Genomic DNA, 24,537 nt, shown 5'->3' with positions numbered 1-24,537 from the left:
TGTACTTGGTAGGATGGATACCCCCATGCAGGGAAGACCATAAGAAAATAAAATTAATGTCGAAATCATTGAAAGATAAAAAAGTCGAAGTTATCGGTCTTTCAACAGATGAAAATATTGCAGAATGGCAAAGATATCTACGAAACAATGAATATGATTGGACAAATTATGCAGTACCTGAAACAAATATGCTTCTCAATGATCTTAAAATAAGTTCTTATCCTTCTTATTTTCTCATAGATCGTAACTATAATTTCATAGGTGTTTTTGCAAATATTGATCAATTTCAATATGATTTTTTGGATAAACTAAAATAATTTACTTTCAGACTCTAAAAGCTCTACATAATTTTATTCTGTGATTTCTCAAATATTTTATGATCTTTTTTACCAGTAAAAACATTTTTACACTCCAAAAGCACTGCATATTTATCTGTATCACTGAAAAGGTATAGTTATGCCGGCAATTCAGCTACAGCTTTTCCTTTCATTCCCTCGTTAACCAGATAACCAACAAAAGCAGCAAAAGGAGCAATATCCTGATCTACGCTTGCTTTTTCAAGCGCTTGCATATATTCACCTCTTCTTTCCACGGGTATCACTGTCCAAGGATAGCCTCCAGAAGCCAGCATGGCATTCATTAAGAATCTTCCAATACGTCCGTTACCATCCATGTAAGGGTGAATGAATACAAATATAAAATGTCCTAAAACAGCCCTAACAGATGCTTCTGGTTCTTCTTCGAGCATTTCAAACAATATAGGCATAGCATCTCTCATAGCGTCTACGCTAAGTGGAACATGCTTTGAATTACCTATATATACCTGATGGTTACGATAACCGGCAAGATCTGATGCTTTCAGTATTCCAGCAGTTACGCTTGGGTCAAACAGCTCTCTATACCATTTTGAATGATCCATATCTGCTTGTATACCGGCATTTTTCCCTTGTAAAACAGCTCTTACACTTTCTTTTACAGAAAGGAAAGCTTGATAGTAGCCTCTGGCAGCCATCGCATCACGTTGCTTAAGGTCTTCCTCATTTTCCTTGGCATTCCATTCGCCTGAACTTACCTTGGCAATAAGCTCGGGCGTTACTCGGTAACGCTCAATGGATAGTGAGTGATAAGCATCTGTCAAATATATATCGTCTATATTTTTAATATACAAATCATGATTGGCTGGAATGCCGGGTGAAGCAGGAAAGCTTTTGATCACAACTTCACGCATTTGTGTCCACATCAGGCGTATACGGTTTGCGTAGGGTGAACGTTCACGGGTGGACAACTTTAGGTCCAGTTTGCTTTCAAAAGGATCTTCTTCACGGATATCATAGTCTGCCTGCTTAAAAGTGTCTATAATTTGATCGGCTATCTTGTCCCTGTCAATATTACGGAAAGCGCCGGCAAGGCGTCCGGCTAAAGTAGTATGTCCGTTCTCTAGAAGTACTGGTAAAAGCTCCGAAGCATCGCGTATCAGTGACAATACTGTGCGTGCATCAATAGCATTACGGGTATAGGTGCTGGCAGAACTGTATATTAATGCCGACTGTAGATTGTACATCCGGATACCATTTGGAGTTACCATAAGCTGATCTGCAGATGGCAGCTCTCCACGCATATTGAACAATGAAGTATTATGTGGCAACGGCGTAGGATTGTTGTTTCCTTGCGGCGAACGAACAAGCAATTGCTGTGGTACCGACTGATTGGCCGCATGTAGCAATAGTGACTGATCGGCAGACAGGCACCAATTATCACCATACTTTCTTTCCAGAAATACAGCAATAAAATCCCAATAAGAGCTATACCAGGCTATTGTCTCACCATCCTTTTCCTCCGGACTGGTGGTGATATACCATCCTTTAGCTACCTCTCGTATAAAACCATTCTTGGAAAGTATCTCACGGTATTTCCGGTTCGGCATATCATCGGTATGAATGCCTACAATCCCCTTTTCCTGTAGTTCTTGCAAGAATTTTAAGGCTTCTACAAATCTTTCACGTGGTGTTGCCATAACCTTATAAATTTATTAAACACTGCTGTGTTATTTTTATTAAAAATAGATGTGATAAATTTAGTAAATATTGTTGTGATTTTTTTATTAAAACAAGACGTGTTTATTTTATTTTATTATGATGTGGTAATTATATTAAACAGTGTTTTTTTTTAAATAATACAGAATTTTCGTAAACTTTACAATTCTGTAAAACTCATACTAAATAGAGGCATTTGTGCAACACCTGAGAAGTTATGAAAGCCAGAACACCGCCTTCACGGAGCATGTCCGTTCCCTTTAATATTATTTGCTGGACTTTTGGTATTTGGGCTGCACCCCATGCAGGGATGACCATACGAAAATGAAGTTAATTTCGAAATCATTGAAAGATAAAAAAGTCGAAGTTATCGGTCTTTCAACAGATGAAAATATTTTAGAATGGCAAAAATATCAAAGAAACAATAAATATGATTGGACAAATTGAAGATATATTAGACTTCAACGCAATCAAGGACATTAAATTCACTCGATTCCAATGCAGAGGCGTTGGTTAATACTGTTAATACGGATGGTGTAACGGGAAAAGGTATTGCACTACAATTTAAGAATGAATATCCCGGCAACTACAAAGAATATCGTAAGCGTGTAAAAACGGAGATATCGGTATCGGCAAGTTATTCGTGTACGAGGAAGAAAACCTCTTAGGCGGGAACAAACTTATAATTAATTTCCCAACAAAGACAATCTGGAGAAAGCGATCTGAATACTCCTATATAGAAGCTGGATTAAGAGATCTAATCAAAATTATAAAACAAAGAAATATTAGATCTATTGCCATCCCCCCCCCCTTTGGGAGCTGGTAATGGTGGACTTGACTGGAATACTTTTAATGGTATAATTGGCTCCAAAATCGCGATCCTCAAAACTACTAGATTCAACCAAACAGATCAATCCGTTTCTGGAACCACCTTGATAACGTTCAAATAAGCAGATCGAACCATTGGAAATAATCTTATTCATGGATTCCCCAATCACTTTACAGGCAAAATAACGTTTTGGATCCTGATAGCATCCTTCAACTTCAATATACTTATACTGCAAAGTCTCACTTTGCTGTAACTCGGAAAAACTGCCTGCTGCGATTTCTAGATCGTAATATGGTATAGAGCCTGCTGTAGGTTCGGAACTAATACGACATGAAGGAATGACTTGTGATTCGTTTTCGCTATTACCTGTCACAACCTCCATATGCTGACTTAAATAGGCTTTAAGATTTGGATTACACACATAAATGTAGACGCCCCTAATCCCTCTAAACATCAATGTCTTGTAGATATTTTTGACATAGAATAATAAATCAAAGTCATCGGTGCTATTCTTCCCATTTGTATCTTTATATTCATCCCGATACACCACGATAGTTTTAGCAATAGGATCATAGTCGATCTCTTTACCAAAAACAATAGCGATATAATTAAGGTCATTGCCAAATACGGTATGTATACTCCCTACTTCATTTATCGCATTTTTTGAATTGATCCAATCTTTAGCTGTCGAATTCCAACGAAGATCTATTCCCTCAATGGTCATATCGTAAAGGTGCCTATTTTTTTATCCTTGGTCTTATATTCCCAGCTAAAGCCTGCAACCAATCTGGACAGTCCTGTCTCTGCTTCTTTGTGGAAAACCTGTTATAATTCAATAAATTTCACATTCAAGCTTATCCTAAAAAGAGCTATAGCTTATGAAAAATTAATGGTATCGATCCCTCTTCTAAGGAATTGTACTCATCCAAATGATAATGATAGTCTTTAGGCACATTATCCTGAGCTAGAGTCAATAATTGCTTTGCTATTGAAACAAGTGCCGCTTTATTAGCTGAAATCATTAAAGATCCGCCCTCTATTTTTGCCTCGATTTCAAACCCATGTTCCCAAGTAATTTGAAAGCCCTTATCTTCTGAATATTCAGGTATTATAACATCTATAGTCATTTTAATCAATTAAAAATATGTGATAATTATCTTTCACCATCATTTTTCCCTGTTTAGCGGGATTAGGAATTAAAGTTTAGAAATTGACATGCGGCCCTCCTCCATGTGCACCTGTAATATCACTCACTCCCATTCTAAATAGTCTTTTACCGTCAGAAGAAATAAATCTCCCACTCCCTGGAACTGCTTCTTTGTATCCCTTTCCAAGAAATTGTTGAGCCATATCCAGCACTTCATTTGCAGACATCCTCATTCCGTCTCTAAGACCTAATTTCGCTAAAGATTTATATGTAATGGTAATATCATTAGCACCTGAAATATTTAACCCTGTTGATAAAAAACCAATCCCAGCTAAAAGATAATTTGGTTTATTTGAAAAACTACCAGAGCCATATTTCACTAATTGATATAACCCTCCAAGAACCGGCCATTCAGAAATCTCTTCATCAGCTTTATCAGCTTTTTTACTAAGTTTATCAACGGCAGATCTATTTGATGAAATCTGTTGAGCTTCCTCAGTATTCTTAGGACCTGACCCCGACCCAATACCCATCATAGCCATTAACTTTTGCAACCATCCATCATCTCCTCCTTGCTGATGATAAGCCATGGCTTGATCAAGGCTTACATCATTCCCTTGCTCATCGCGGTATCGTTGTTCATCATAGTCATAATACATACCATGTTGACCAGCTCTAGGTGCCATTCCGTCAGGATCAATAAACCTGATCGGATTGTTGAAAGCATAATTATACGGACTGTGCCTCCTCATCATATCCGCTGCCGGATCAACTACATTCCATCTTCCTATCTCCGCATCATAAAAACGTGCTCCGTAATCCAGCAGCCCTTCCAGTACATAAGAACTTCCCAAGGTATGCGCACCACCATTCAGGTCAGTCTGCATCTCCTTGCCATTATAAAGATACTTATTATTGATACTCGTTGCAATAGATTTCGTCTTACCGAATGGATAGTAATCCTGCATCTGCATCACTGTAGCAACTGGTGCTGTCGCCGTACCTGGACTTGCAAATAAAATCGGTAGTGCTAGTTAAGCAGTGTAAATACATCCCACCTGATCTATCCCAGCATCTTCGTATGCCCAGTACTTTGACTTCGGGATGCCACGGCACATACCCTTCGTCTTTTCATCTGCATTCCAGGGACGGATATAATAGCCTATAATGACATCTTTTTTCAATTCTCCGTCGGCCTCAGCCTGCTTAGTCCAAGAAAAACCTGTCAGAGACTTTAACATGAATTGTGTAATGGAACAATTAAATAAAATTTTTATATCTCTTCTTCTTTTATTTCAAAAACATTTAGAATAGTAGCCAAATCTGATTAGCATCTGCTCCTTTTATTCCCATTGCAGCAAATATATCCGGTGTAGGTAGGTCATTTTTAATCTGTTTTAAGAAGTCAATTAACATTACACGAATATTTTCTGGAAATGGGAACCTACTCTATAGGTAGACCTATTTTAGCGGACAACGATTACATCTCCAAATATTTTGAAAATAAAACAAATATTACCCACTGTGAATTTTGTAATAAATGCCACTATTATTCACGTAAAAAAGATTTTATTGAATGCAGCGTAAATCAAAAATTATTTTAAGCTATATTTGCGTACTAATATCGAGATGTAATGACGCGAAACAATCTATTTATAGTTTTTGAAGGTATTGATGGTAGTGGTAAAAGTACCCAAGCAAAATTGTTGAAAGAAAAACTTGTAAAGGAAGGGCACAAGATATATAGCACATTTGAACCTACCGATAGTCCTATTGGCTCTTTAATACGGAATATTTTCAATCGGAGAATTATTTCAGATAATCGAGCAATAGCAGCTTTATTCGTTGCAGATAGAATCGATCACCTTTTAAATCCTGTAAATGGAATATTAAAAAAACTAGAAGAGGGCTATACTGTTGTATGTGATAGATATTATTTTTCTTCATATGCGTATCATGCTGATGATATAGATTTAGAGTGGTTAGTTGAAGCAAACTCAATTAGTCAAAATCTTTTAAAACCTGACATAAATATTTATATAGATGTTTTACCGGAAGTTAGTATGGAGCGATTAAATAAAGATAGAAGCTCTTTAGAAATATTTGAAAACCTTGAAAATCTAAAAAAAGTAAGGAGTAAGTATTATGAAGCTTTTGATCATTTAAAAGATGTCGAAAATGTGTCAATTATAGATGGTAGTCGTAGTATAGAAGAAGTAAGTTGTGATATTTTCGATAAAGTCAAAGAATTACAATTCGTCGTTAGGTAATTAGCAATTGTGTATAACTAAATTATTGAGAGGATGGTCAATAATGAAAAATAACATATCTTCTATCTATTCCACATTAAAAGAGAACATCAAGCAAGAGGGATTATTCTGGAGGATAGCAAGACCCGATACTTTTGTGGATCTTTTAATGCTTCAGGCTGGTAAAGCCTCCAAACATGGTATTGATGACAAATTAGCAATAGAAGTTATATTAATAGCTGTAAAGGCGATTATAAATGGAAAACTTGGTGTTAAGGATTTTACTACAGATTATGAACAATTGAATAAAGAATTATTTGACGAACAAGATTTAATACTCAATGAAATAGAGGGTATTATATCATACGGGTTATTAAAATCAGAAACGACAGTCAATCCTCTTCCTGTATCAGACGATTTGAACTATTTCAAAGTTCTAAACAACTTAGAATTAGAAAACTATTCACCCGAAGTATTTGAAAGGATACTGGAAACTTTTCTTAGCTACATTAAATCGAAAGACTGATAATAACATATATGTATTATTAAGCACCCTACAAGTGCAATTCGGGGAGTGTAACGTCAACTTTGTCATTAGATTAAAATCTTAAAAAACTCTTTCCAGTGTGAGTCTGTCCCCAAATCTAATATAAAGTTGGGATATGGTCAAACCCCAGTTATGCATTGGCATCGTCCATTTTTTTGCGATATCCTTTATGATCAAATACATTAATTTCATTAGGTCTGTTGAGAACTGAAAGCGCCTTTAGACTTAGGGATTTTTCGTATCTGACCGTACATTTCTCTCCAATAAATGTATCCGCCCTATGAACTATAGATCTGCTGATTTTTTGAAGGTCTGCGGATAAAGATCCTTTCGATTTTTATGGTTTATGGATGCAATATTAAGCAACGTATTTTTCAGCCATTGGAATATAGTTATGCTGGCAATTCAGCTACAGCTTTTCCTTACCGTGGTATTTAGTTAATCCATTATCAATGATAAACTTCGTGTACGCTTTTTTGTGTTCGTCTATAGTAAATCATCCCTTTCCACTTTTATCTACGGCATTGACAAATTCAACTTCATTGACAGATTTTGGCTAATAGATCAAAACGCTACTGATGCCTTGCGTCCCAAAAGTAAACAAAGTTCTTTTCTGTAGTTTAGTTGTACTGGATAAGTACTCTTATTGTACTTGTCTCCTTTGTCAATAGGCCTACGCAACTGTTGAGTAAACAGCGCTATTACTGTGTTATATCCATTCTTATGAAGCGCTTTATCCATACGCGGGATAACAGCATAAAACACTACTTTAATTATCAGTTTTATAATAAAAACACCCCAAAAGCTATCATCAAGCTTTTGGGGTGTCGTAGATTAATTTATTATATTATTCTTAGTTAAATTTAAATTTAACACCGAACTGCATATAATAAGTTGATGAAATCGATTCATTAACACGCGTAGTTGATCGAATGATATCTCCATTTGCAGCACCTAATTGGAATGTAGGTTTCGTAGTTCCATCGCCTAAACTTGAAACGTTTCTTGGATTAAGTAGGCCATTGTTAGCAAATTTATAAACTCCCCACGAAGGATTCAATAAGTTTCCAACATTGAATATATCCCAAAAGAATTCTAAAGAATTTTTCTTGCCTCCAATTCCGTTGAACAACTCCTGAGATAACCTAAAATCGAATTGATGTCTCCACGGCATAGCTCCGCCATTACGTTCAGCATATTGTCCTTTTCTACTACTCAAATATTTATCACCGTCAACTAGATTCCAAAAGATTTCAGATTGTTCTTTCGCTGTATAGGCTTTACCTGAATAGTCTGATAAACCAGTTGGAATATCGACAAAGGTAATTTCTGATGCATCTTTTGGTACATAGATCAAATCATTTCCATTCCAACCGTCTCTATTAAAGTCCGCCGTATAGTAATAAGATATGCGACCTGTAGAAGAACCAGAATAGAATAATGTCATTGAAGTATTAAGGTTCTTGATCCACTTATTTGTATAACTTGCTGATGCCACAATACGATCAGGAACAATGTTGGATGTATAGCTTAGACTTGCATTGTTAGGGTTTCCAGAACTTTGCATTGGAAGGCTCCATAAATTAGCAATTTGGTCTCCAGACCCATCACCGTAGTTTTTAGCTCCACTACGAACATATGCAATTGAGGCGGCAAAACCTTGATCGAAGCTTTTAGCCAATTGAACAGATGCGGACCAATAATGACCACCTTTTGCATTTAGCATCTTAATCGCAGAGAAACTACCTGTCGCTGTAGATGAAGCTTGCCCATTAGCATCTAATTTATTGATATATTTATCAATATTAGCATTCGGATAAATCATCCTATTATCACCATATCCACTAATACCTAATTCTTTAGGATCAACCAAATTCATATTCTTTGCAACAACAGCATTAATATCTTTATTATAAATCCCCTCTACAGTCGCAACGATTCCATACGGCAATTTATAATCGACAGCTACACTTGATTTCCACGTTGAAGGAAATTTCAAGTTCTTATCCATATAAGATATACTTGATGGAATTTTAGTACCTCCTTCAGGCTTAGTCGTAGGGATATTAGCTGTAATATTTGGGTCGAAATCAGGCATATTTGGGTTTGTCTTACCACTATATGTATCTGTAAATTGGAGCATTCCAGCATCCCCTGATTGGGCTACTATCCAAACAAAAGGAATTCTTCCTGTAAATACACCTGATCCACCTCGAACGATCAACGAGCGATCTCCAAGAGCGTCGTAATTAAAGCCAAATCGAGGAGATACCATCACCCTAGATTTCGGTAGAGTGCCAGTATTAACTTGTTCACCATCTGCAAATGATAATTTTTGTACTAATGGATGGGTTTTAATTTCTGCTACACCAGGAAAGGTCGGCAATTCAAAACGTAAACCACCTGTTAATTTCAATTTTTCATTTACAGTAAATTCATCCTGTAAATACAATGAGTACTGATTAAATTTAAAACTTGGATACGCTTGTGAACCATCAGCCGTTAAAGGATAAGTGATAGCATAATTACTTGGTTTCGCTCCAGATGTAAAGTCCGCCCAAGAATCAAACACGTAGTATCCTGTTCCAAAACGTTGAAAGCCATTCTTTGTCGTACTTGTTTCGAATTGAAAACCTCCAGTGAAATTATGATTATTTACAATATAGTTCAAGTCATAATTAGCAGTAACAGTCGCTACGTCCCTTAAATTGCCATAGGTAAATGGTTCATAACCAAATGTAGTGATAACAGATGCTCCGTCTTTTATATCAACTAATGGAAACAATGCACTATTCGAACTCCTTGGTTCGTTTTGTTTAACATATGAGATCCGTGCAGTGTGATTAAGATTAGCGCCTAAATTTCCCGTATACTCCATCGTTCCTGAATACAAATTCGAATTTTGTAAGTAATTTGAATTAGAAAAGTATAATGCGTTATTAGAAAGTCTGTTATTTGCACTGGAGAATGATACGCCTGAATTTGTCGTTGAAGAACTCAACCCACCAACGTCATGGCTTTTTACTTGGTTATATTTGAAACTTAACTTATGCTTATCGGCTATATTCCAATCTAATCTACCAAAAATTTTGGTGTTACTAATATCATTATCATAGCCTTGATATACACCTGGATCATATCCGTATGTCTTTAACAAGTAATCTTTAACTCCATTCAAAAATGTTTCGGATGGTCTCACAATGTAACTAGCAGATCCCGCAGGCGCAGCCTCTGTAGAGGCAACTTTGTTTGTACCCGGCTCTGTTGTTTCACTTCTTTCAAAATTAACGAAGAAAAACAACTTATTTTTAATGATAGGTCCACCTAAACTAGCCCCAAATTGTTTTACTGACAACTGATTTACAGGAATGGTTACGTCTTTCACCCTTGTACCTTGCTGATTATCAGACCTACCTGTATAGAATGCTGTACCAAAGAAATCATTACGTCCGGAACGGGTAACAGCATTCACGGCAGCCCCTGTAAAACCTGATTGACGTACATCAAACGGTGTCACATTTACTGATATTTGCTCAATCGCATCAATAGAAATTGGCGAGCCATTCGCTGGAATATTTTGACCAATACCGAATTGATTATTGAAATTAGCTCCATCTACGGTAAAGTTATTCGCTCGATAATTCCCACCACCAATAGCTGTTCCATTTGCCTGAGGCGTTAATCTTGTCAAATCATTTACACTACGTGAAATAGATGGCAAATTTTCAATCTGGCGACGTCCAACGATAGTGGAAGCTCCATTCCTTTCACTTTTTAAAGTATTTACTCCAGTTACTACAACCTCTCCTAGTGTGGTACTGTTGTCACTGAAAACAGGGTTCAGGACGAAAGGCTCACCTAATTGCAAATAAACATCTTCATATACAACTGGTTGTTGTCCTACATACGTAACTTCAACCTTATAAGGTCCGCCAACACGCATCGCTGGTAGGTTAAAGCGACCGGCTGCATTTGAAGAACCAGAGTAAACTGTTCCTGAAGGGACGTGCGTAGCCTTAATCGTAGCACCCGAAGTTACACTGCCGTTTGCCTCTTTTACAATACCTGTAACGCTACTTGTTGTAACCTGAGCTTGTACAGCACCATAACTAGCCATAACAAGAGCGAAAAAGAGTAAAGATCTTTTCATATAATGTGATTTGTTAAAAAATGTTAAGCAAAATTACTAAGAGATTTGAAATTACAAAGGACTTAATATAAACTTAACACACTAAACCACACCCATTTCATGAAATCCACACCAAAAATCAGACATCGACATATAATTTATCACGAAAAAAAACGTTGTAAGATGTTTTAAACCAGCATTTACATTCTAATTATCTGATGAAAAATAGTTTTCCACATCGATTCTGGATTTTTTTTTTGTAACAACATTCTTCCAATCGGAATTTAATTTTTTAAAAATTTTTAGCTAATTTCCTAACAGTTGAAAATTACCTTATACAATTGAGTTTCCTGTAGCAATTGCACGACTAGAGCCTAACGAATTGAAAAAATCTAAACGATTGTATACGTTGGACGTTTTGTATAAAAACTTGTTTCAAAAGCCAAGAACATTTCTGAAATTCGCACACCTAATATTTTACGCTTCATGGAAGACGGTATTCAAAATTCTTCTTTTCTAGAACCTGCAGACCTTAAACTGTCTCCAGCAGGACTCGCTTTTTTAGCTTCAGCAGCAAAATGGGCTAATTTTTTGGCCATCGTTTGTTTTATTTTCATCGGCATCTCAGCCATCACCATGGTTAGCCTGATCTTTGGCGCAAGCGCATTGTCACTCGGTGCAGACGAATATGTCACAGCGGGGGCCTTATCCACTTTCGGTGTCCTGTACCTGCTCTTTCTTGCTTTCTTTTGCCTTCCCATCTATTTTCTGTATAATTTCGGATCTAAAGCGAAAAAAGCAATTGAAAACCGCGACACCATTCAGCTGGAGCTGTGCTTGGACGCGTTAAAAAAACACTACAAATTTATTGGCATCATGGTTATCATTACCATCGCTTTTAATTTTATGGGATTGGTCATCGGTGTAGTGCTCGGCGTTAGCGATGCGCTAGCCGGGGTGTAACTTGATAAAATATGATGCAAAAAAAGAGGGATCTGCTCGCGCAGATCCCTCTTTTGATATCCTATCAATCGATTATTTTTTATAATATTTCATCGCATTCGGAATTAATTTTTGAATATCCGCAATACGTCGCTCATCGCTGGGGTGTGTACTCAAAAACTCTGGCTGCCCTTTCTGACTTCCCGAGGCCATACGCTTCCAAAAATCGACCGCTTCGTTTGGATTATATCCCGCCAAGGCCATAATAATCAATCCGGCTGCATCTGCATCGGATTCATCGCTTCTGGAGAATTTCAACTGCGCCAAATTCCCTCCCAAACCGTAAAGATTATTGAAAACTCCAAGGGTACTGTTGCCAGATACCCCGGCTGCGGAACCTAAAATCTGTCCGCCCAATTGCAAAGCAATCTGATTCGAAGCCTGCGCTACGGAATGCTCCTCAATCGCATGGGCTATCTCATGCCCCATTACTGTGGCAAGTCCGGCTTCAGTACGTGTAACAGGCAAAATTCCGGTATAAACCGCCACTTTACCACCAGGCATACACCAGGCGTTCACATCATCGCTCCTTACTAAGTTGAATTCCCAATTGAAGTTAAATTGATTGGCGCGACCAGTGCTTTGCAAATATTGGTTCACCGCTGTGGCCAGTTTATTGCCCACACGTTTAACCATTGCCGCATCAGAAGTTCCAGTGACTACTTTTGAACTATTCTTCGATAAAAAATCTTTATAAGCCAATGCAGCTTGCTCGTTCACTTGATCAGCACTGACCAATTTCAAATATTTTTTCCCGGTAACAGCAGAAGTTGCACAACCTGACAACCCCGATGCCAGTGTTACACACGCTAATACCATAGCTGAATACTTAAACATTCCGTTCATAGTTTATATTTTATTTCAAGGGCCATATGGAGTTTCAAAGCGAAAGATAATCGCTTATCAGCGCATCCAACATGGATATTTTACAATAATTTATTAATCCATCGTAGCGGATGCAATTATTGTGCCTATTCTTTTTCCTTCGCTTTTTTCTTAAAAAGGTAGATCTTGGACTCATGCCCCTTTAACAGACGCTCTATATTCTTTTGGTGGGTAATCAACAAGAGGATACAAATCGCTATTCCGTAGAGAAGCACCGAAGGTATCGTTGTTTTGAATATAAAGGCCAAACTGAATGGAAATGCAAATCCTGCCGAAATGGAACCCAATGAAACGTAATGGGTGGTCAGTAGGATAATAACAAATACAGAAACACAAACCAAGGCTGCAGGTGTATGGATAGCGAGAATCATACCACAGAGCGTTGCTACGCCCTTCCCTCCTCTGAATCCCGCAAATACAGGAAATAAATGCCCCAATACCGCGATAACGCCCAATGCCAACTGAAAGTTAACAAACTGAACATCGCTCGTATTTTGCCCCAGTTCTATTAGATAAGCCAGATTGGTTGCTGTCCAGCCTTTAAAAATATCGACAAACATCACGATCGATCCCGCTTTCGGTCCCAACACACGAAAGGTATTAGTCGCCCCAGCATTACCACTACCATACTCACGAACATCTACCCCATAAAATGCCTGTCCCAACCAAACAGCCGTTGGTATGGACCCAAACAAGTACGCTAGTAATACTGCAATTACTAAATAAATCGATATCATTAATTAATTAGTTCTTATATTAATTTGGCCTTCAGACTAAGATCCAGGCTCTTCACACTGTGTGTCAAAGCACCTACTGAAATATAATCTACCCCGGCCTCCGCATATGACCTAATCGTGTCAAATGTTATTCCCCCAGAGGCCTCTGTCTTGAACCGACGGTCGATAATCTGAACAGCTTTGGCAACATCTTGCGGTGAAAAATTATCTAACATGATTCGATCCACTTCGCCAAAGTTAAGAACTTCATCAAGTTCCACAAAATTTCGGACTTCAATTTCTATTTCTATCGGTTTATTTAGGCTTTTTCTATAGGCATTTGCCCGCTCTAGCGCCGGTACAATTCCGCCACTATAGTCTACATGATTATCCTTAATTAAAATCATATCAAAAAGACCAAAGCGATGATTGGTGCCACCACCAATGCGCACGGCTTCTTTCTCTAGCACACGTAATAAGGGCGTCGTTTTTCGCGTATCCAAAACTTTTGTATCTGTACCTGCTAACAAATCCACATACTGCCGGGTTGTTGTGGCTATACCACTCATACGCTGCATCACATTCAGCACCAAACGTTCGGCCAATAAAATACTTTGGATATTTCCCCTGACATAAAAAGCAATATCACCCATCTTAACCCGACTTCCATCCTGGATAAAGACCTCACAGGCCAAACTATCGTCCACATAGGCAATAATTGCCTGCGCTACTTCGACACCTGCAAGTATGCCGTTATCCTTCACAATCAACTTCGCTTCACCTTGTGCGCCGGCTTCAATTGTCGACAATGAGGTATGATCTCCATCGCCCAAATCCTCCGCGACAGCTTGTTTTACAAACTGGGCCAAATAGTCCTTGATTTCCTTCTCCATAAATGCTATTTATTGGGCTAAGATGTGGAATAATTTTTTAATCGAAAAATAGATTGATAAAAAAAATAGGATCAGGATCAATTTTTGTCGATCCTCAACTCTTCGATGGAGTGGTTATTACTCCCTGCTCCTATTTTCACAAAGACCCGATAATTGGCCTGTTCTGTGGCTAAGGTAAAGGTAAAATATTGATAGCCATTGTTGGCATTGCTCGACTGCGTCAGTTTTACTGTCTTGGGTTTATGCTGATTAAAAAATGTCCCCAACATGATTTCTGATTGGTACTTTGTATAAATACCATTTTCCCCTAAAATCGACAAGGTGATGTTTGAGGCAAAATACTTGGCTATGTTTTTTGCATTACCCTCTTTCAAATATGATTTTAGCTCTTCCGAAATTCTTTCCAAAGAATCATCAGCCCCGGGCAAGTTTTCTTCCATCCGTGGATTTACAGGCATCGAAAAATGACCAAACGCAGCATTGTGTAAAAAAAGATTCGTAATAAGTATAAATCCGCAATGGCTTAAAAGTTTCATATAGCTTAACATGTATAGAACAGATTCTGTAATCAAAATCAATCCTTAGGCAGTTCCATTTATGATGGAACACAAATGATGCCACAAACCTATAAAAATATTGGTGATTAACAAGGGAAGTTTTTAAGATGCGTTGATAGATTCTAAAATTAAGATTATCTTTGTTATACGATGAATAAGAAAAAAGTTGCACTCATGATCCTAGACGGACTAGGATATGGAAAACACGATAAATCAAATGCAGTTGAAGCTGCAAACACCCCATTTTTAGACCATTTATTAGAAGCATATCCAAACTCAACTTTAGAAGCTTCGGGCGAAGCTGTTGGCTTGCCTGCCGGCCAAATGGGTAACTCTGAGGTAGGGCACATGAATCTTGGTGCCGGAAGAATTGTCTACCAAGAATTGGGACGTATTCACAAAGCGGTCAATGACGGCGTATTCAATTCGAATCCAGTGATTCAAGACGCATTTAAATATGCTTTAGCAAATAACAAAAAGGTACATTTTATCGGTTTGCTTTCCGATGGTGGCGTACACGCGCACACGAAGCACTTAAAGGGTTTATGTGATGCCGCAAAACATGCTGGACTGAGCAGTGAACAAGTATTTGTACATGCTTTCTTGGATGGCCGTGATACGGATCCAAACTCGGGCATTAATTACGTGAGAGACTTACAGGCGTATTTGACAACAACAACAGGTACCTTCGCATCGGCAATCGGTCGGTACTATGCGATGGATCGCGATAATAGATGGGAGCGCGTAAAATTAGCATACGATCTTTTAGTAAAAGCGGAAGGTGAAAAATCCAATGACCTGGTGGCCGCTATCCAAAAATCATACGATGAAGGGATAACAGATGAGTTTGTGAAACCAATTGCCTTGGTAGACGCCAACGGAGCTCCTGTGGCTACAATACAAGAAGGCGATGTGGTATTCTGTTATAATTTCAGAACGGATCGTGGCCGCGAGATTACGATCGCACTAACCCAGAAGGCATTCCCAGCATATGATCTAAAACCGTTGGATCTATATTATGTGACCATGACCTCTTATGATGAAACTTTCCAAAATGTGAGAGTGGTTTTTCAAAAAGATAACTTAACCAACACGTTGGGAGAAGTATTGGAGGCTAATCATAAAACGCAAACGCGTATCGCCGAAACAGAAAAATATCCACACGTCACATTTTTCTTCTCAGGAGGCCGTGAACAAGAATTTAAAGGTGAAAACCGTTTGTTGGTTCCATCACCCAAAGTGGCGACCTACGATCTTCAACCGGAGATGTCTGCTCAAGGAATTACAGCGGCTATCGTTAACGATATGGAAACACTTCAGCCTGATTTTATCTGCCTGAACTTTGCAAATCCAGATATGGTAGGCCATACCGGAGTTTTTGACGCGGTCATTAAAGCCGTAGAAACTGTGGATCAATGTACCAAAACGGTCGTAGAGACAGGTCTTAAAAATGGTTACTCCTTTATAATTTTGGCCGATCATGGCAATTCTGAGTTTATGGTCAATGATGATGGGTCGCCAAACACCGCACACACAACAAATTTGGTTCCCTGTATTTTGATTGACGATCAGTACAAAAAAATAGCCAATGGTAAATTAGGTGATATTGCCCCAACCGTCTTACAAATTTTGGGCGTCAATATCCCAGCTGAAATGACAGGAAATGTATTGGTATCAGAATAGTAACGTACATAAAATCAGTAGCAGCGCACGCTCCTTTTTTGCGGGTAGTGCGCTGCTTTTTTGGAGTTGTGGATCACCTTCCGCAACAAAAAGCCCTCAAAAATTTTCCGACATATTTTCTGTCGATTCGTTTTTTAATGCGGAAGTCAATCGCTTGCAACAGCTCAATCCCGCTGTGCTAAAATCTGTCAGCAAAGATGGAGAAAAAGAACAGCGCGAGCTGAAAATTGGGAGCTGGAAAAATGAACTGTCCGCTTTTCAAGCTGCTGATATCAGCAAAAATTTCGATCCCTCATTGTATGAAGTCAGTGCTGTCGACTGTGTGACCGAATTTACAGCGAAAAAGAAAGATCTGCAGATACAGAAACTGCGTATTGAATTTGATAAGAACGAAAAGGTGAAACACATCCATATCGATAAAAACATAACAAATAGCTTATACGATAGTCAAGAAAAATTAGACTACTTCAGCGATTCGCTTTATCGCATTGTCAAATTGCAAGACGTTCAGGGACTAGATGCCAATCAATATGAAATTGTCGGCAAGTTTATTCCTCCCAAAAAGTAACACGATAAGTCTTATACATCAGCAAAAGGCGCTTCTGAGACATTGATTCAGAAGCGCCTTTTATTATTCTATCATATTAATAAATGCAACACGATTGCTTTATATTTTATTTTCATTATCTTTGACCCGATTAATAAAGTGATCCGAGTGACAGCTTGGGTTTAAACGTAGTGATTTCAGCGTGAAAGATATCTCATTGAACAAATTCGCAGCATTCGTGCTCTTGATGACCTTCTTAATTGGTCAGTTCATTGTGTACAGTCATGAACATCCCCAGGCTGCACTGCATATCGTAGATAGCCCAGCAAAAAAACATCAGGCTGATCACCCCAAATGTGCTATCTGCGACCAAAATTCACATCCTCAACTGGTTTTTAATTTTACGCAGGGTGAATTCATACTTCCTGTTAAAATCGTTGAATTTGGTCTTTTCATCATTGGAGACCAGATAGTCAGATCACTGATTTCTGGCAATCGAGGCCCACCCCTCTATTCATTTCTATGCTAATTTCAATAGTGCGTGTTAACATAAGTTGACCACTATTGCTACCAGGACTCCATAAGGGTCTTTACAACTCAACAGTCAAACGATGCATACGACCAGCTATCGGTTCAACCTTGGCACAATAACGCCTTGGTAGCTGATTCAAGCTTCGTCGTTTGTACCGCTGATATTACATACGTAGAAATTATAGTACAGATGAAACTTAAAATTATAGGCTGCATTTTTATGCTTGTCTCCTATTTCTCCATACTTCCGGCTCTTGCCTCAACGATTAGCGGTAAAGTTACGGATGCCAAAACCAACCTTCCAATTGCTGGTGCTACCATATCACTGCAGCAGCTTCGTTCGAGCACGGCATCAGACCAACAAGGTCATTATAGCTTTAAATCTCTTCCTTCAAGTGGACGCTACTTGGTTGAGGTCCGTTTTTTGGGCTATCAGTCCGTTGTCAAGGCCGTTGATTTAACTTCGGAAAATCTTTCCCTTGATTTTTCCTTGACAGAAAGTATTATCGAAACGAATGAAGTAGTCGTTACAGGCACACTCGTCACTTCTCAGAGCCGTCGCAACAGCACCTCAGTAGCTGTTATTTCCAAAGATGAGTTGCAGGGAAATGGAACAAATCTTATTGATGCACTTGCGCGACAAGTTCCCGGGCTAAGTCAGATCACAACGGGACAGGGAATTTCAAAACCTGTCATACGAGGTCTGGGATATAATCGGGTTGTCACGGTAAGTGATGGGGTAAAACAGATGGGACAGCAATGGGGCGACGAACACGGCATTGAAATCGACCAAAATCAACCCGACCGTGTCGAGGTTTTACGTGGCGCGGCTTCATTGATGTACGGATCTGATGCCATCGGTGGAGTGATCAATGTACTTGAGCCCAATGTTCCTACTGAAGGACATATTAAAGGTGAATTACTGACAAGCTATGCTACCAATAATGGGCTGACCAATAGTTCGGTTATGCTAACAGGTAATGAAAATGGCTTCGTATGGCGTGGCCGTGGATCGTATCAAAATGCGTATTCTTATAATACCCCTGCAGGAAGATACGGGAATAGCGGCTTTAACAACAGCAATGTCAGTGGTATGCTCGGGCTAAACAAACAATGGGGCTATTCGCACCTTAATTTTTCGTACCTAAAAAATAACATCGGTTTTTACGATGCCGAACCGGGAGACCCGCTTTACACAAACGCTAAAAGCCGTACATTGGATTTCCCCAAACAGGACATCCGTCACTATAAATTGGCCCTCAACAATAGCTTTGTTATCGGCTCGGGCAATTTAAAACTTGACTTGGGCTATCAAAAGAATCAACGTCGAGAATTGGAAGAAGCTACCCCCTCCCTATTCTTTGACCTAAATACCTATTCCCTCGATGCCAAGTATTCTTTAAGTGAAAGAAATGGCTGGCAACATGTATTTGGCATTAGCGCCAGTCAGGAACACAGTGTAAATAAAGGCAGTGAATTTTTAATTCCAGCCTATGATCAGCTGGAATTGGGAGCTTTTGGTTATGCAAAGAAAAGCTGGGGCGAAAACACGTTTAATGTAGGTTTACGCTATGACTATGTCAACAACAAAGGCAAACAGCTGTTTGTTGAAGATGAGGAGCAATTTCCTGGTTTTAAAAACAGCTTCAGTAATGTCAGTGGCGCCCTTGGTTATACGCATGTTTTCAATGAGGATCTCAACTTTAAAGCAAATGCAGGCTCAGCATTTAGAGCGCCCAACCCCGCAGAGCTCGGCTCCAATGGTGTTCATGAGGGTACTTCGCGGTATGAGGTCGGTAATGAGAACCTGAAACCCGAAAGAAGCTATCAAGCGGATGCGACACTGGAGTTTGGCCATAGTATCGTTACTGGAAGTATCGGAATCTACGAAAATTATATTCACAACTTTATTTATGCATCGACAACAAAAGGGGATACAAAAACTGTGGTTGGTGAAGATGGCGATTCACATACTTATGACGTATACCGCTATGGACAGGTCAACGCCAATCTATACGGTGTTGAGGGAAGCTTGAATTTTCATTTGTTGAACTGGATTCACCTGGACAACACGTTCAGTTATACTCAGGCACAGAATAGAACCTTTGACAGACCTTTGGCATTGATTCCAGCTGGCGTAGTACACAATACGCTGCGCCTCGAGCCTAAAATAAGCGGATTGAATGCCTTCTACTTATCTGTGGGGTTGGACAATTATTTTAAACAGAGCCGCATTGATGAAACCTTCGAAACGCCAGCAGACGGCTACACATTGTTGAATGCCGGAATTGGTACAACATTACACTTCGGGCAGCAGCAACTGAAAATATTTGCGGCGGCGTCCAACCTGACCAACAAGCGTTATTATGATGCGTTAAGCCGATTGCGCCCGGGCCGGCTATCGCAAGAAGATCCTAATTTTGGCGTCTACAATATGGGCAGAAATATCACATTCGGTGTCTATCTACCGCTTAACATCAAATAAAAAAAATGAGGAATCCCTGAAAAGGATTCCTCATTTTTTTTATTCAGTATAGTTTTATTTAGGATCGTCTGCCGTTGCTTCTCTTGCTAAAGTCACTTCGTCTGGCATAGCTTCCAAAGAGGAATCCAAGGCAAATAGTGATTCGTCCGATGCACGGTCTCCACCGGCAATCTTCAATTTATCAATCAATTCCAGCGCTAGCTTCTCTTCTTCGATCTGTTCTTTTACAAACCATTGTGCAAAATTCCACGTTGCCCAGTCTTTCTCGGCCATCGCTAGATTGACGATGTTATAAATTGCTTCGGTATTATCTACTTCGTGTTTGAAAACGCGGTTAAAACATTCTGTCAACGTTTGCGGGTCCGCTGGAGGTTGTGCTATGGCTTCAATTCGTGGCCGGCCACCCCGTTCCAGAATATACCCCATAATCTTCGTCATGTGGTTACGCTCTTCCTGTGCATGTCTATACAGGAAATTGGCCACTCCACCATAGCCCTGATCATCTGCCCAGACCCCTAATGCCAAATAAATTTGTGCCGCCTCAGCTTCCTTAGTCATTTGCTTGATTAAAGTTTCTTGCATTTCTCTTGACAATCGATTCGTTTCCATATTTATTCCTTGTTTGATTTAGAATAATAACAGAATAACACAGTCTTTCGTTTTCATATTGGCAAAGAAAAAGTAGTGGGCCGACTTACTTATACGCTAAAAAGCTTTAGAATTTTAAACAAAAAAAGGGAATTCCAGCCGGAATTCCCTCTCTATAGGCAATAGTGATACTATTTTAAATTATCTCTATATACTTTTGCTTTTTTGATTTCAGTTTGGATGTCTTTCTTCGACGAATCAAAGCTTAACACTTTTTCATAATCTTTGATCGCATTATTATAAGCATCAGTTGCCATCGCCTTGTTATAGTTTGGCGTGCCTGCTGTTCCAATCAAAATACCTAAGTCACGATTAGCAATCGCTCTATTTTGATAGAATTTGGAATCGTTCGGTGTAATGGCAATTGCCTTTGTATAATCTTCGATAGCTCCCTTCAACAACTGTTCTTTATTGGCAACAGAAGCTTTATTTGTCGATTGAACAGCAAGATTGTTAGTCGCTTTTGCTTTGAAATATAAAGCATTCGCATTTTTACCATTTAACGCAACGACTTTACCAAAAGTTTCTGCTGATTTTTTATAGTCACCATTTTGAAACTGGGAATAACCCAACATATATAATACATCCGGATCTTTTCCTTCTTGAGGCAGTGCTTTTGTCAAGTATGACTCGGCATTCTTGAAATCACCATCCAAAAGAGCTTTTTGCCCCATTCTCACATTAGCGTTGCTATGTTCAGCCTGTTTTGGTTGTTGTGCATTTGCGCTAAAAGCAACTAAGGCAAAAACCCCAGTAAACAAACCCAATTTAAATGATTTTAAATTCATATCTAAATAGTTACTTTTTTATATTCACTTCATAATGATCGCCAGCGATCTTTTCTACGTCTCTGAAAATAGCTTCCGTATGATTTCTATAAAATTAGAAACTGCCATCAGCGCCTTTTCACATTCCAATATTACAATTATTATGCCTATTTCTCCAATAAATGGCAGATAAATTTTATTTAACCTGCCTTTTTTTCCTATTCTGGAAAATAGATTTGTAATTTTGCTGACTTCTAGCAATTGGCACTCCCCTTGCATTACAGGGGAAACATTATTAGAAGCTTAAAATTTGAAAGTCTGCCGTCAACATGTCAGCGACTGCCAAATACACAAAATAAACACTATGAGCAAATTCGAAACTTTTGATTTCAGTCAAGCAATTCCAATCGTTGCAGAGGATACCGAATTCTTTCCCTTACTTACGCAAGAGGATGAAGATAATATGGCGAATGCTGAAATTCCAGAAGCATTGTCAATTTTGCCTTTACGTAATACCGTATTATTTCCCGGTGTTGTTATTCCGATTACCGTAGGTAGAGATAAATCCATCAAATTGGTGAAAGAAGCTTATAAGGGCAGCAAGACTATCGGTGTCGTTTCTCAAAAAGATATGACCGTAGAGGACCCAGGATTTGAAGAACTAAACAAAGTGGGCACCGTTGCTCATATCATTAAAGTGCTTCAAATGCCTGATGGTAATACCACCGTCATCATTCAGGGTAAACAGCGATTCAACCTATTGGAAATTGTTGGAACCGAACCCTATTTAAAGGCACGTGTTGAGAAATTCAATGAGGCAAAGCCGAAGATGACCAAGCACTTCAAAGCGACTATTTCCACTTTAAAAGAAATGGCGCTGCAGATCATCCAACTTTCGCCAAACTTACCTAGTGAAGCTGGTATCGCTATCAAAAATATTGAAAGCCCTTCTTTTCTAATCAACTTCATTTCGTCGAATATCAATGTCGAAATGACAAAGAAACAGGAGCTGCTTCAGATACCGAAAGTAGAAAACCGCGCCAAACTTTTACTGGAACTATTGACGACAGAAATCCAGATGCTGGAACTAAAGCACCAGATTCAGAATAAAGTACGTGTGGATCTTGACAAACAGCAGCGTGATTATTTCTTAAATCAGCAGCTGAAAACGATTCAGGAAGAGCTGGGCGGAAATACGCCTGATCTTGAACTGGAAGAGCTTAAAAAACGTGGTAAGTCAAAGAAATGGAGTCATGAAGTTGAAAAACATTTTACAAAGGAACTGGAGAAGCTCTCCCGCATTAACCCTGCCGCGGCAGATTATTCGGTACAGCTCAATTACCTCGAGCTCCTTTTGGATCTGCCCTGGAATGAAACAACAAAAGATAATTTTGACTTAAACAAAGCACAAAAAGTACTCGATAAAGATCATTACGGACTCGAGAAAGTGAAAAAACGTATCATTGAATACCTCGCTGTATTGAAATTAAAAAATGATATGAAGGCGCCTATTCTTTGTTTGGTAGGCCCGCCGGGAGTCGGTAAGACATCGTTGGGAAGATCTATCGCCAAAGCGCTGGGCCGTAAATATACCCGCATGGCTTTAGGTGGTGTGCGCGATGAAGCAGAAATCCGAGGCCACCGCAAAACCTACATCGGAGCAATGCCAGGCCGTATCATTCAATCGTTGAAAAAAGCCGGGACAGCGAATCCTGTATTCATTTTAGACGAAATCGATAAGATGAGTGCTGATTTCAAAGGCGACCCTTCTTCGGCATTATTGGAGGTATTGGATCCCGAGCAAAATACGCATTTCTATGATCACTATGTGGAAATGGAGTTTGACCTTTCCAAAGTGATGTTTATTGCAACAGCCAATTCATTGAGTTCCATTCAGCCAGCTTTATTGGATCGGATGGAGATTATTGAAGTAAATGGATATACCATCGAGGAGAAAATCGAAATCGCCAAAAAACACCTTTTGCCAAAACAACGGGAAATGCATGGGATGGCTTCTAAGAATGTCAGCCTAAAAGGTAAAATTATCGAGAAAATAATCGAGGACTACACACGTGAATCTGGTGTACGTGGATTGGAAAAAAAGATTGGCTCTGTCGTTCGGGGTATTGCGACACGCATTGTTATGGAGAAAGATTACAATCCAAGTATCAGCGAACAAGACCTGCTCGATATCCTAGGTGCGCCAATATTTGATAAGGACATGTATGAAAATAACAATGTGGCTGGGGTGGTGACTGGATTAGCCTGGACGTCCGTAGGTGGCGACATCTTGTTTATAGAGTCATCACTAAGTCCGGGGAAAGGCCGTTTGAGCCTGACGGGTAATCTGGGCGATGTGATGAAAGAATCTGCATCGATTGCACTGGCGTACCTGAAAGCGCACGCTGCTGATTTCGGAATAGACTATCGCGTATTTGACCATTGGGATATTCACATCCACGTTCCTGCGGGCTCCATTCCAAAAGATGGTCCTTCGGCGGGTATCACCATGCTCACGGCACTGACATCGCTCTTTACGCAACGCAAAGTGAAAGAAAAATTAGCCATGACAGGTGAAATCACCCTGCGCGGAAAGGTGTTGCCCGTGGGTGGTATCAAGGAGAAAATTCTTGCCGCTAAGCGTGCTAATATCAAGGATATTATTCTTTGTAAATCCAATGAAAAAGATATTCTGGAGATCAAGGAAGATTATATCAAAGACATGGAGTTTCACTACGTGACTGAAATGGCTCAGGTGATCAAACTCGCCCTCTTGGAAGAAAAAGTAATCGGTGCCATCAATTTGGCGCAAGATGTAGAAAATACAAAAAAAGAGAATTAGCATATTCTCAAATGAACATGGATTAAAATTGGCCCGGAAAGACTGTT

At 39.2% G+C, this 24,537-nt stretch carries 23 protein-coding genes and 1 pseudogene; 11 read left to right on the top strand and 13 right to left on the bottom strand.

What is annotated here, in order from left to right; all coding sequences use genetic code 11:
• A partial coding sequence (locus B2W36_RS15530; RefSeq protein ID WP_293888543.1) for a TlpA family protein disulfide reductase occupies positions 1-317 on the top strand: 317 nt, incomplete at its 5' end.
• A gap of 137 nt (positions 318-454) precedes the next feature.
• Here B2W36_RS15530 and B2W36_RS15525 read toward each other — a convergent pair.
• Positions 455-2,014: a Fic family protein gene (locus B2W36_RS15525; protein WP_293888542.1), complete on the bottom strand. Its 1,560-nt coding sequence runs from the start codon at positions 2,012-2,014 to the stop codon at positions 455-457.
• A 289-nt stretch (positions 2,015-2,303) separates the two neighbouring features.
• Here B2W36_RS15525 and B2W36_RS22690 point away from each other — a divergent pair, with 289 nt between their 5' ends.
• The 3 genes from B2W36_RS22690 (at position 2,304) to B2W36_RS22685 (ending at position 2,859) form a co-directional block, all read left to right on the top strand.
• Positions 2,304-2,480, top strand: coding sequence for a thioredoxin-like domain-containing protein (locus tag B2W36_RS22690; protein ID WP_409530109.1), 177 nt, complete (start codon positions 2,304-2,306; stop codon positions 2,478-2,480).
• A 62-nt stretch (positions 2,481-2,542) separates the two neighbouring features.
• Positions 2,543-2,701, top strand: a complete 159-nt coding sequence (locus B2W36_RS15520) for a macro domain-containing protein (RefSeq protein WP_293888540.1) — start codon at positions 2,543-2,545, stop codon at positions 2,699-2,701.
• A complete protein-coding gene (locus B2W36_RS22685; protein WP_409530108.1) occupies positions 2,677-2,859 on the top strand; it encodes a macro domain-containing protein in 183 nt (60 codons plus the stop codon). The genes B2W36_RS15520 and B2W36_RS22685 overlap by 25 nt, the downstream gene beginning before the upstream one ends.
• Here B2W36_RS22685 and B2W36_RS15515 read toward each other — a convergent pair.
• From B2W36_RS15515 to B2W36_RS15500, 4 genes are all read right to left on the bottom strand, one after another.
• Entirely contained in the window at positions 2,825-3,586 is a 762-nt protein-coding gene (locus B2W36_RS15515; RefSeq protein ID WP_293888538.1) for a S24 family peptidase, read from the bottom strand. The genes B2W36_RS22685 and B2W36_RS15515 overlap by 35 nt on opposite strands.
• A 145-nt stretch (positions 3,587-3,731) precedes the next feature.
• Complete coding sequence (locus B2W36_RS15510) at positions 3,732-3,989, bottom strand: Imm32 family immunity protein (protein WP_293879448.1); 258 nt, start codon at positions 3,987-3,989, stop codon at positions 3,732-3,734.
• Between the two features lie 76 nt (positions 3,990-4,065).
• Entirely contained in the window at positions 4,066-4,977 is a 912-nt protein-coding gene (locus tag B2W36_RS22590; RefSeq protein WP_313448050.1) for an RHS repeat-associated core domain-containing protein, read from the bottom strand.
• Between the two features lie 66 nt (positions 4,978-5,043).
• The gene (locus B2W36_RS15500) at positions 5,044-5,250 is read right to left on the bottom strand and encodes a DNA/RNA helicase domain-containing protein (protein ID WP_293888536.1); all 207 of its coding nucleotides are present in this window, start codon (positions 5,248-5,250) and stop codon (positions 5,044-5,046) included.
• Between the two features lie 393 nt (positions 5,251-5,643).
• Here B2W36_RS15500 and tmk point away from each other — a divergent pair, with 393 nt between their 5' ends.
• Positions 5,644-6,279: a dTMP kinase gene (gene tmk / locus B2W36_RS15495; protein WP_293888534.1), complete on the top strand. Its 636-nt coding sequence runs from the start codon at positions 5,644-5,646 to the stop codon at positions 6,277-6,279.
• Positions 6,280-6,322: 43 nt separating this feature from the next.
• Positions 6,323-6,784: a hypothetical protein gene (locus tag B2W36_RS15490; RefSeq protein ID WP_293888532.1), complete on the top strand. Its 462-nt coding sequence runs from the start codon at positions 6,323-6,325 to the stop codon at positions 6,782-6,784.
• Positions 6,785-6,865: 81 nt separating this feature from the next.
• Here B2W36_RS15490 and B2W36_RS22715 read toward each other — a convergent pair.
• Together B2W36_RS22715 and B2W36_RS15485 are read right to left on the bottom strand one after the other, a co-directional pair.
• Positions 6,866-7,059: pseudogene (locus B2W36_RS22715) on the bottom strand (IS256 family transposase); the annotation flags it as partial.
• Positions 7,060-7,658: 599 nt separating this feature from the next.
• Positions 7,659-10,955, bottom strand: a complete 3,297-nt coding sequence (locus B2W36_RS15485) for a TonB-dependent receptor (protein WP_293888530.1) — start codon at positions 10,953-10,955, stop codon at positions 7,659-7,661.
• A gap of 465 nt (positions 10,956-11,420) precedes the next feature.
• On the opposite strand from B2W36_RS15485, the gene B2W36_RS15480 reads away from it, so the two are divergent.
• Positions 11,421-11,897 carry a hypothetical protein gene (locus B2W36_RS15480; RefSeq protein WP_293888528.1) on the top strand — a complete coding sequence of 159 codons (477 nt, stop codon included), beginning with the start codon at positions 11,421-11,423 and terminating at the stop codon, positions 11,895-11,897.
• Between the two features lie 72 nt (positions 11,898-11,969).
• Here B2W36_RS15480 and B2W36_RS15475 read toward each other — a convergent pair whose 3' ends face one another.
• From B2W36_RS15475 to B2W36_RS15460, 4 genes are all read right to left on the bottom strand, one after another.
• A complete protein-coding gene (locus B2W36_RS15475) occupies positions 11,970-12,782 on the bottom strand; it encodes a M48 family metallopeptidase (protein WP_293879454.1) in 813 nt (270 codons plus the stop codon).
• A 125-nt stretch (positions 12,783-12,907) separates the two neighbouring features.
• Positions 12,908-13,558, bottom strand: coding sequence for a glycerol-3-phosphate 1-O-acyltransferase PlsY (gene plsY, locus B2W36_RS15470; protein ID WP_209577890.1), 651 nt, complete (start codon positions 13,556-13,558; stop codon positions 12,908-12,910).
• A gap of 14 nt (positions 13,559-13,572) precedes the next feature.
• A complete protein-coding gene (gene nadC, locus B2W36_RS15465; protein ID WP_293879455.1) occupies positions 13,573-14,430 on the bottom strand; it encodes a carboxylating nicotinate-nucleotide diphosphorylase in 858 nt (285 codons plus the stop codon).
• Positions 14,431-14,507: 77 nt separating this feature from the next.
• A complete protein-coding gene (locus B2W36_RS15460) occupies positions 14,508-14,966 on the bottom strand; it encodes a DUF4783 domain-containing protein (RefSeq protein WP_293888527.1) in 459 nt (152 codons plus the stop codon).
• A 171-nt stretch (positions 14,967-15,137) separates the two neighbouring features.
• On the opposite strand from B2W36_RS15460, the gene gpmI reads away from it, so the two are divergent.
• The 3 genes from gpmI (at position 15,138) to B2W36_RS15445 (ending at position 20,233) form a co-directional block, all read left to right on the top strand.
• On the top strand, positions 15,138-16,670 hold the full coding sequence (gene gpmI / locus B2W36_RS15455; RefSeq protein WP_293888526.1) for a 2,3-bisphosphoglycerate-independent phosphoglycerate mutase: 1,533 nt from the start codon (positions 15,138-15,140) through the stop codon (positions 16,668-16,670).
• Positions 16,651-17,238, top strand: a complete 588-nt coding sequence (locus tag B2W36_RS15450; RefSeq protein ID WP_293888525.1) for a hypothetical protein — start codon at positions 16,651-16,653, stop codon at positions 17,236-17,238. The genes gpmI and B2W36_RS15450 overlap by 20 nt, the downstream gene beginning before the upstream one ends.
• Positions 17,239-17,938: 700 nt before the next feature.
• A complete protein-coding gene (locus tag B2W36_RS15445; RefSeq protein ID WP_209577885.1) occupies positions 17,939-20,233 on the top strand; it encodes a TonB-dependent receptor in 2,295 nt (764 codons plus the stop codon).
• A gap of 54 nt (positions 20,234-20,287) precedes the next feature.
• Here the strand turns inward: B2W36_RS15445 and B2W36_RS15440 are convergent, their stop codons facing one another.
• Both B2W36_RS15440 and B2W36_RS15435 read right to left on the bottom strand, forming a co-directional pair.
• Entirely contained in the window at positions 20,288-20,842 is a 555-nt protein-coding gene (locus B2W36_RS15440; protein WP_293888522.1) for a ferritin, read from the bottom strand.
• A gap of 170 nt (positions 20,843-21,012) precedes the next feature.
• On the bottom strand, positions 21,013-21,669 hold the full coding sequence (locus tag B2W36_RS15435) for a tetratricopeptide repeat protein (RefSeq protein WP_209577883.1): 657 nt from the start codon (positions 21,667-21,669) through the stop codon (positions 21,013-21,015).
• 343 nt (positions 21,670-22,012) lie between these two features.
• Between B2W36_RS15435 and lon the strand changes: the two genes are divergently transcribed.
• Positions 22,013-24,490, top strand: coding sequence for an endopeptidase La (lon, locus tag B2W36_RS15430; protein ID WP_209577882.1), 2,478 nt, complete (start codon positions 22,013-22,015; stop codon positions 24,488-24,490).
• The last annotated feature ends 47 nt before the right edge of the window (positions 24,491-24,537 follow it).

The organism is Sphingobacterium sp. UBA3549, assembly GCF_002376635.1.
GTDB lineage: Bacteria > Bacteroidota > Bacteroidia > Sphingobacteriales > Sphingobacteriaceae > Sphingobacterium.
This window is presented reverse-complemented; position numbering and strand designations above follow the sequence as displayed.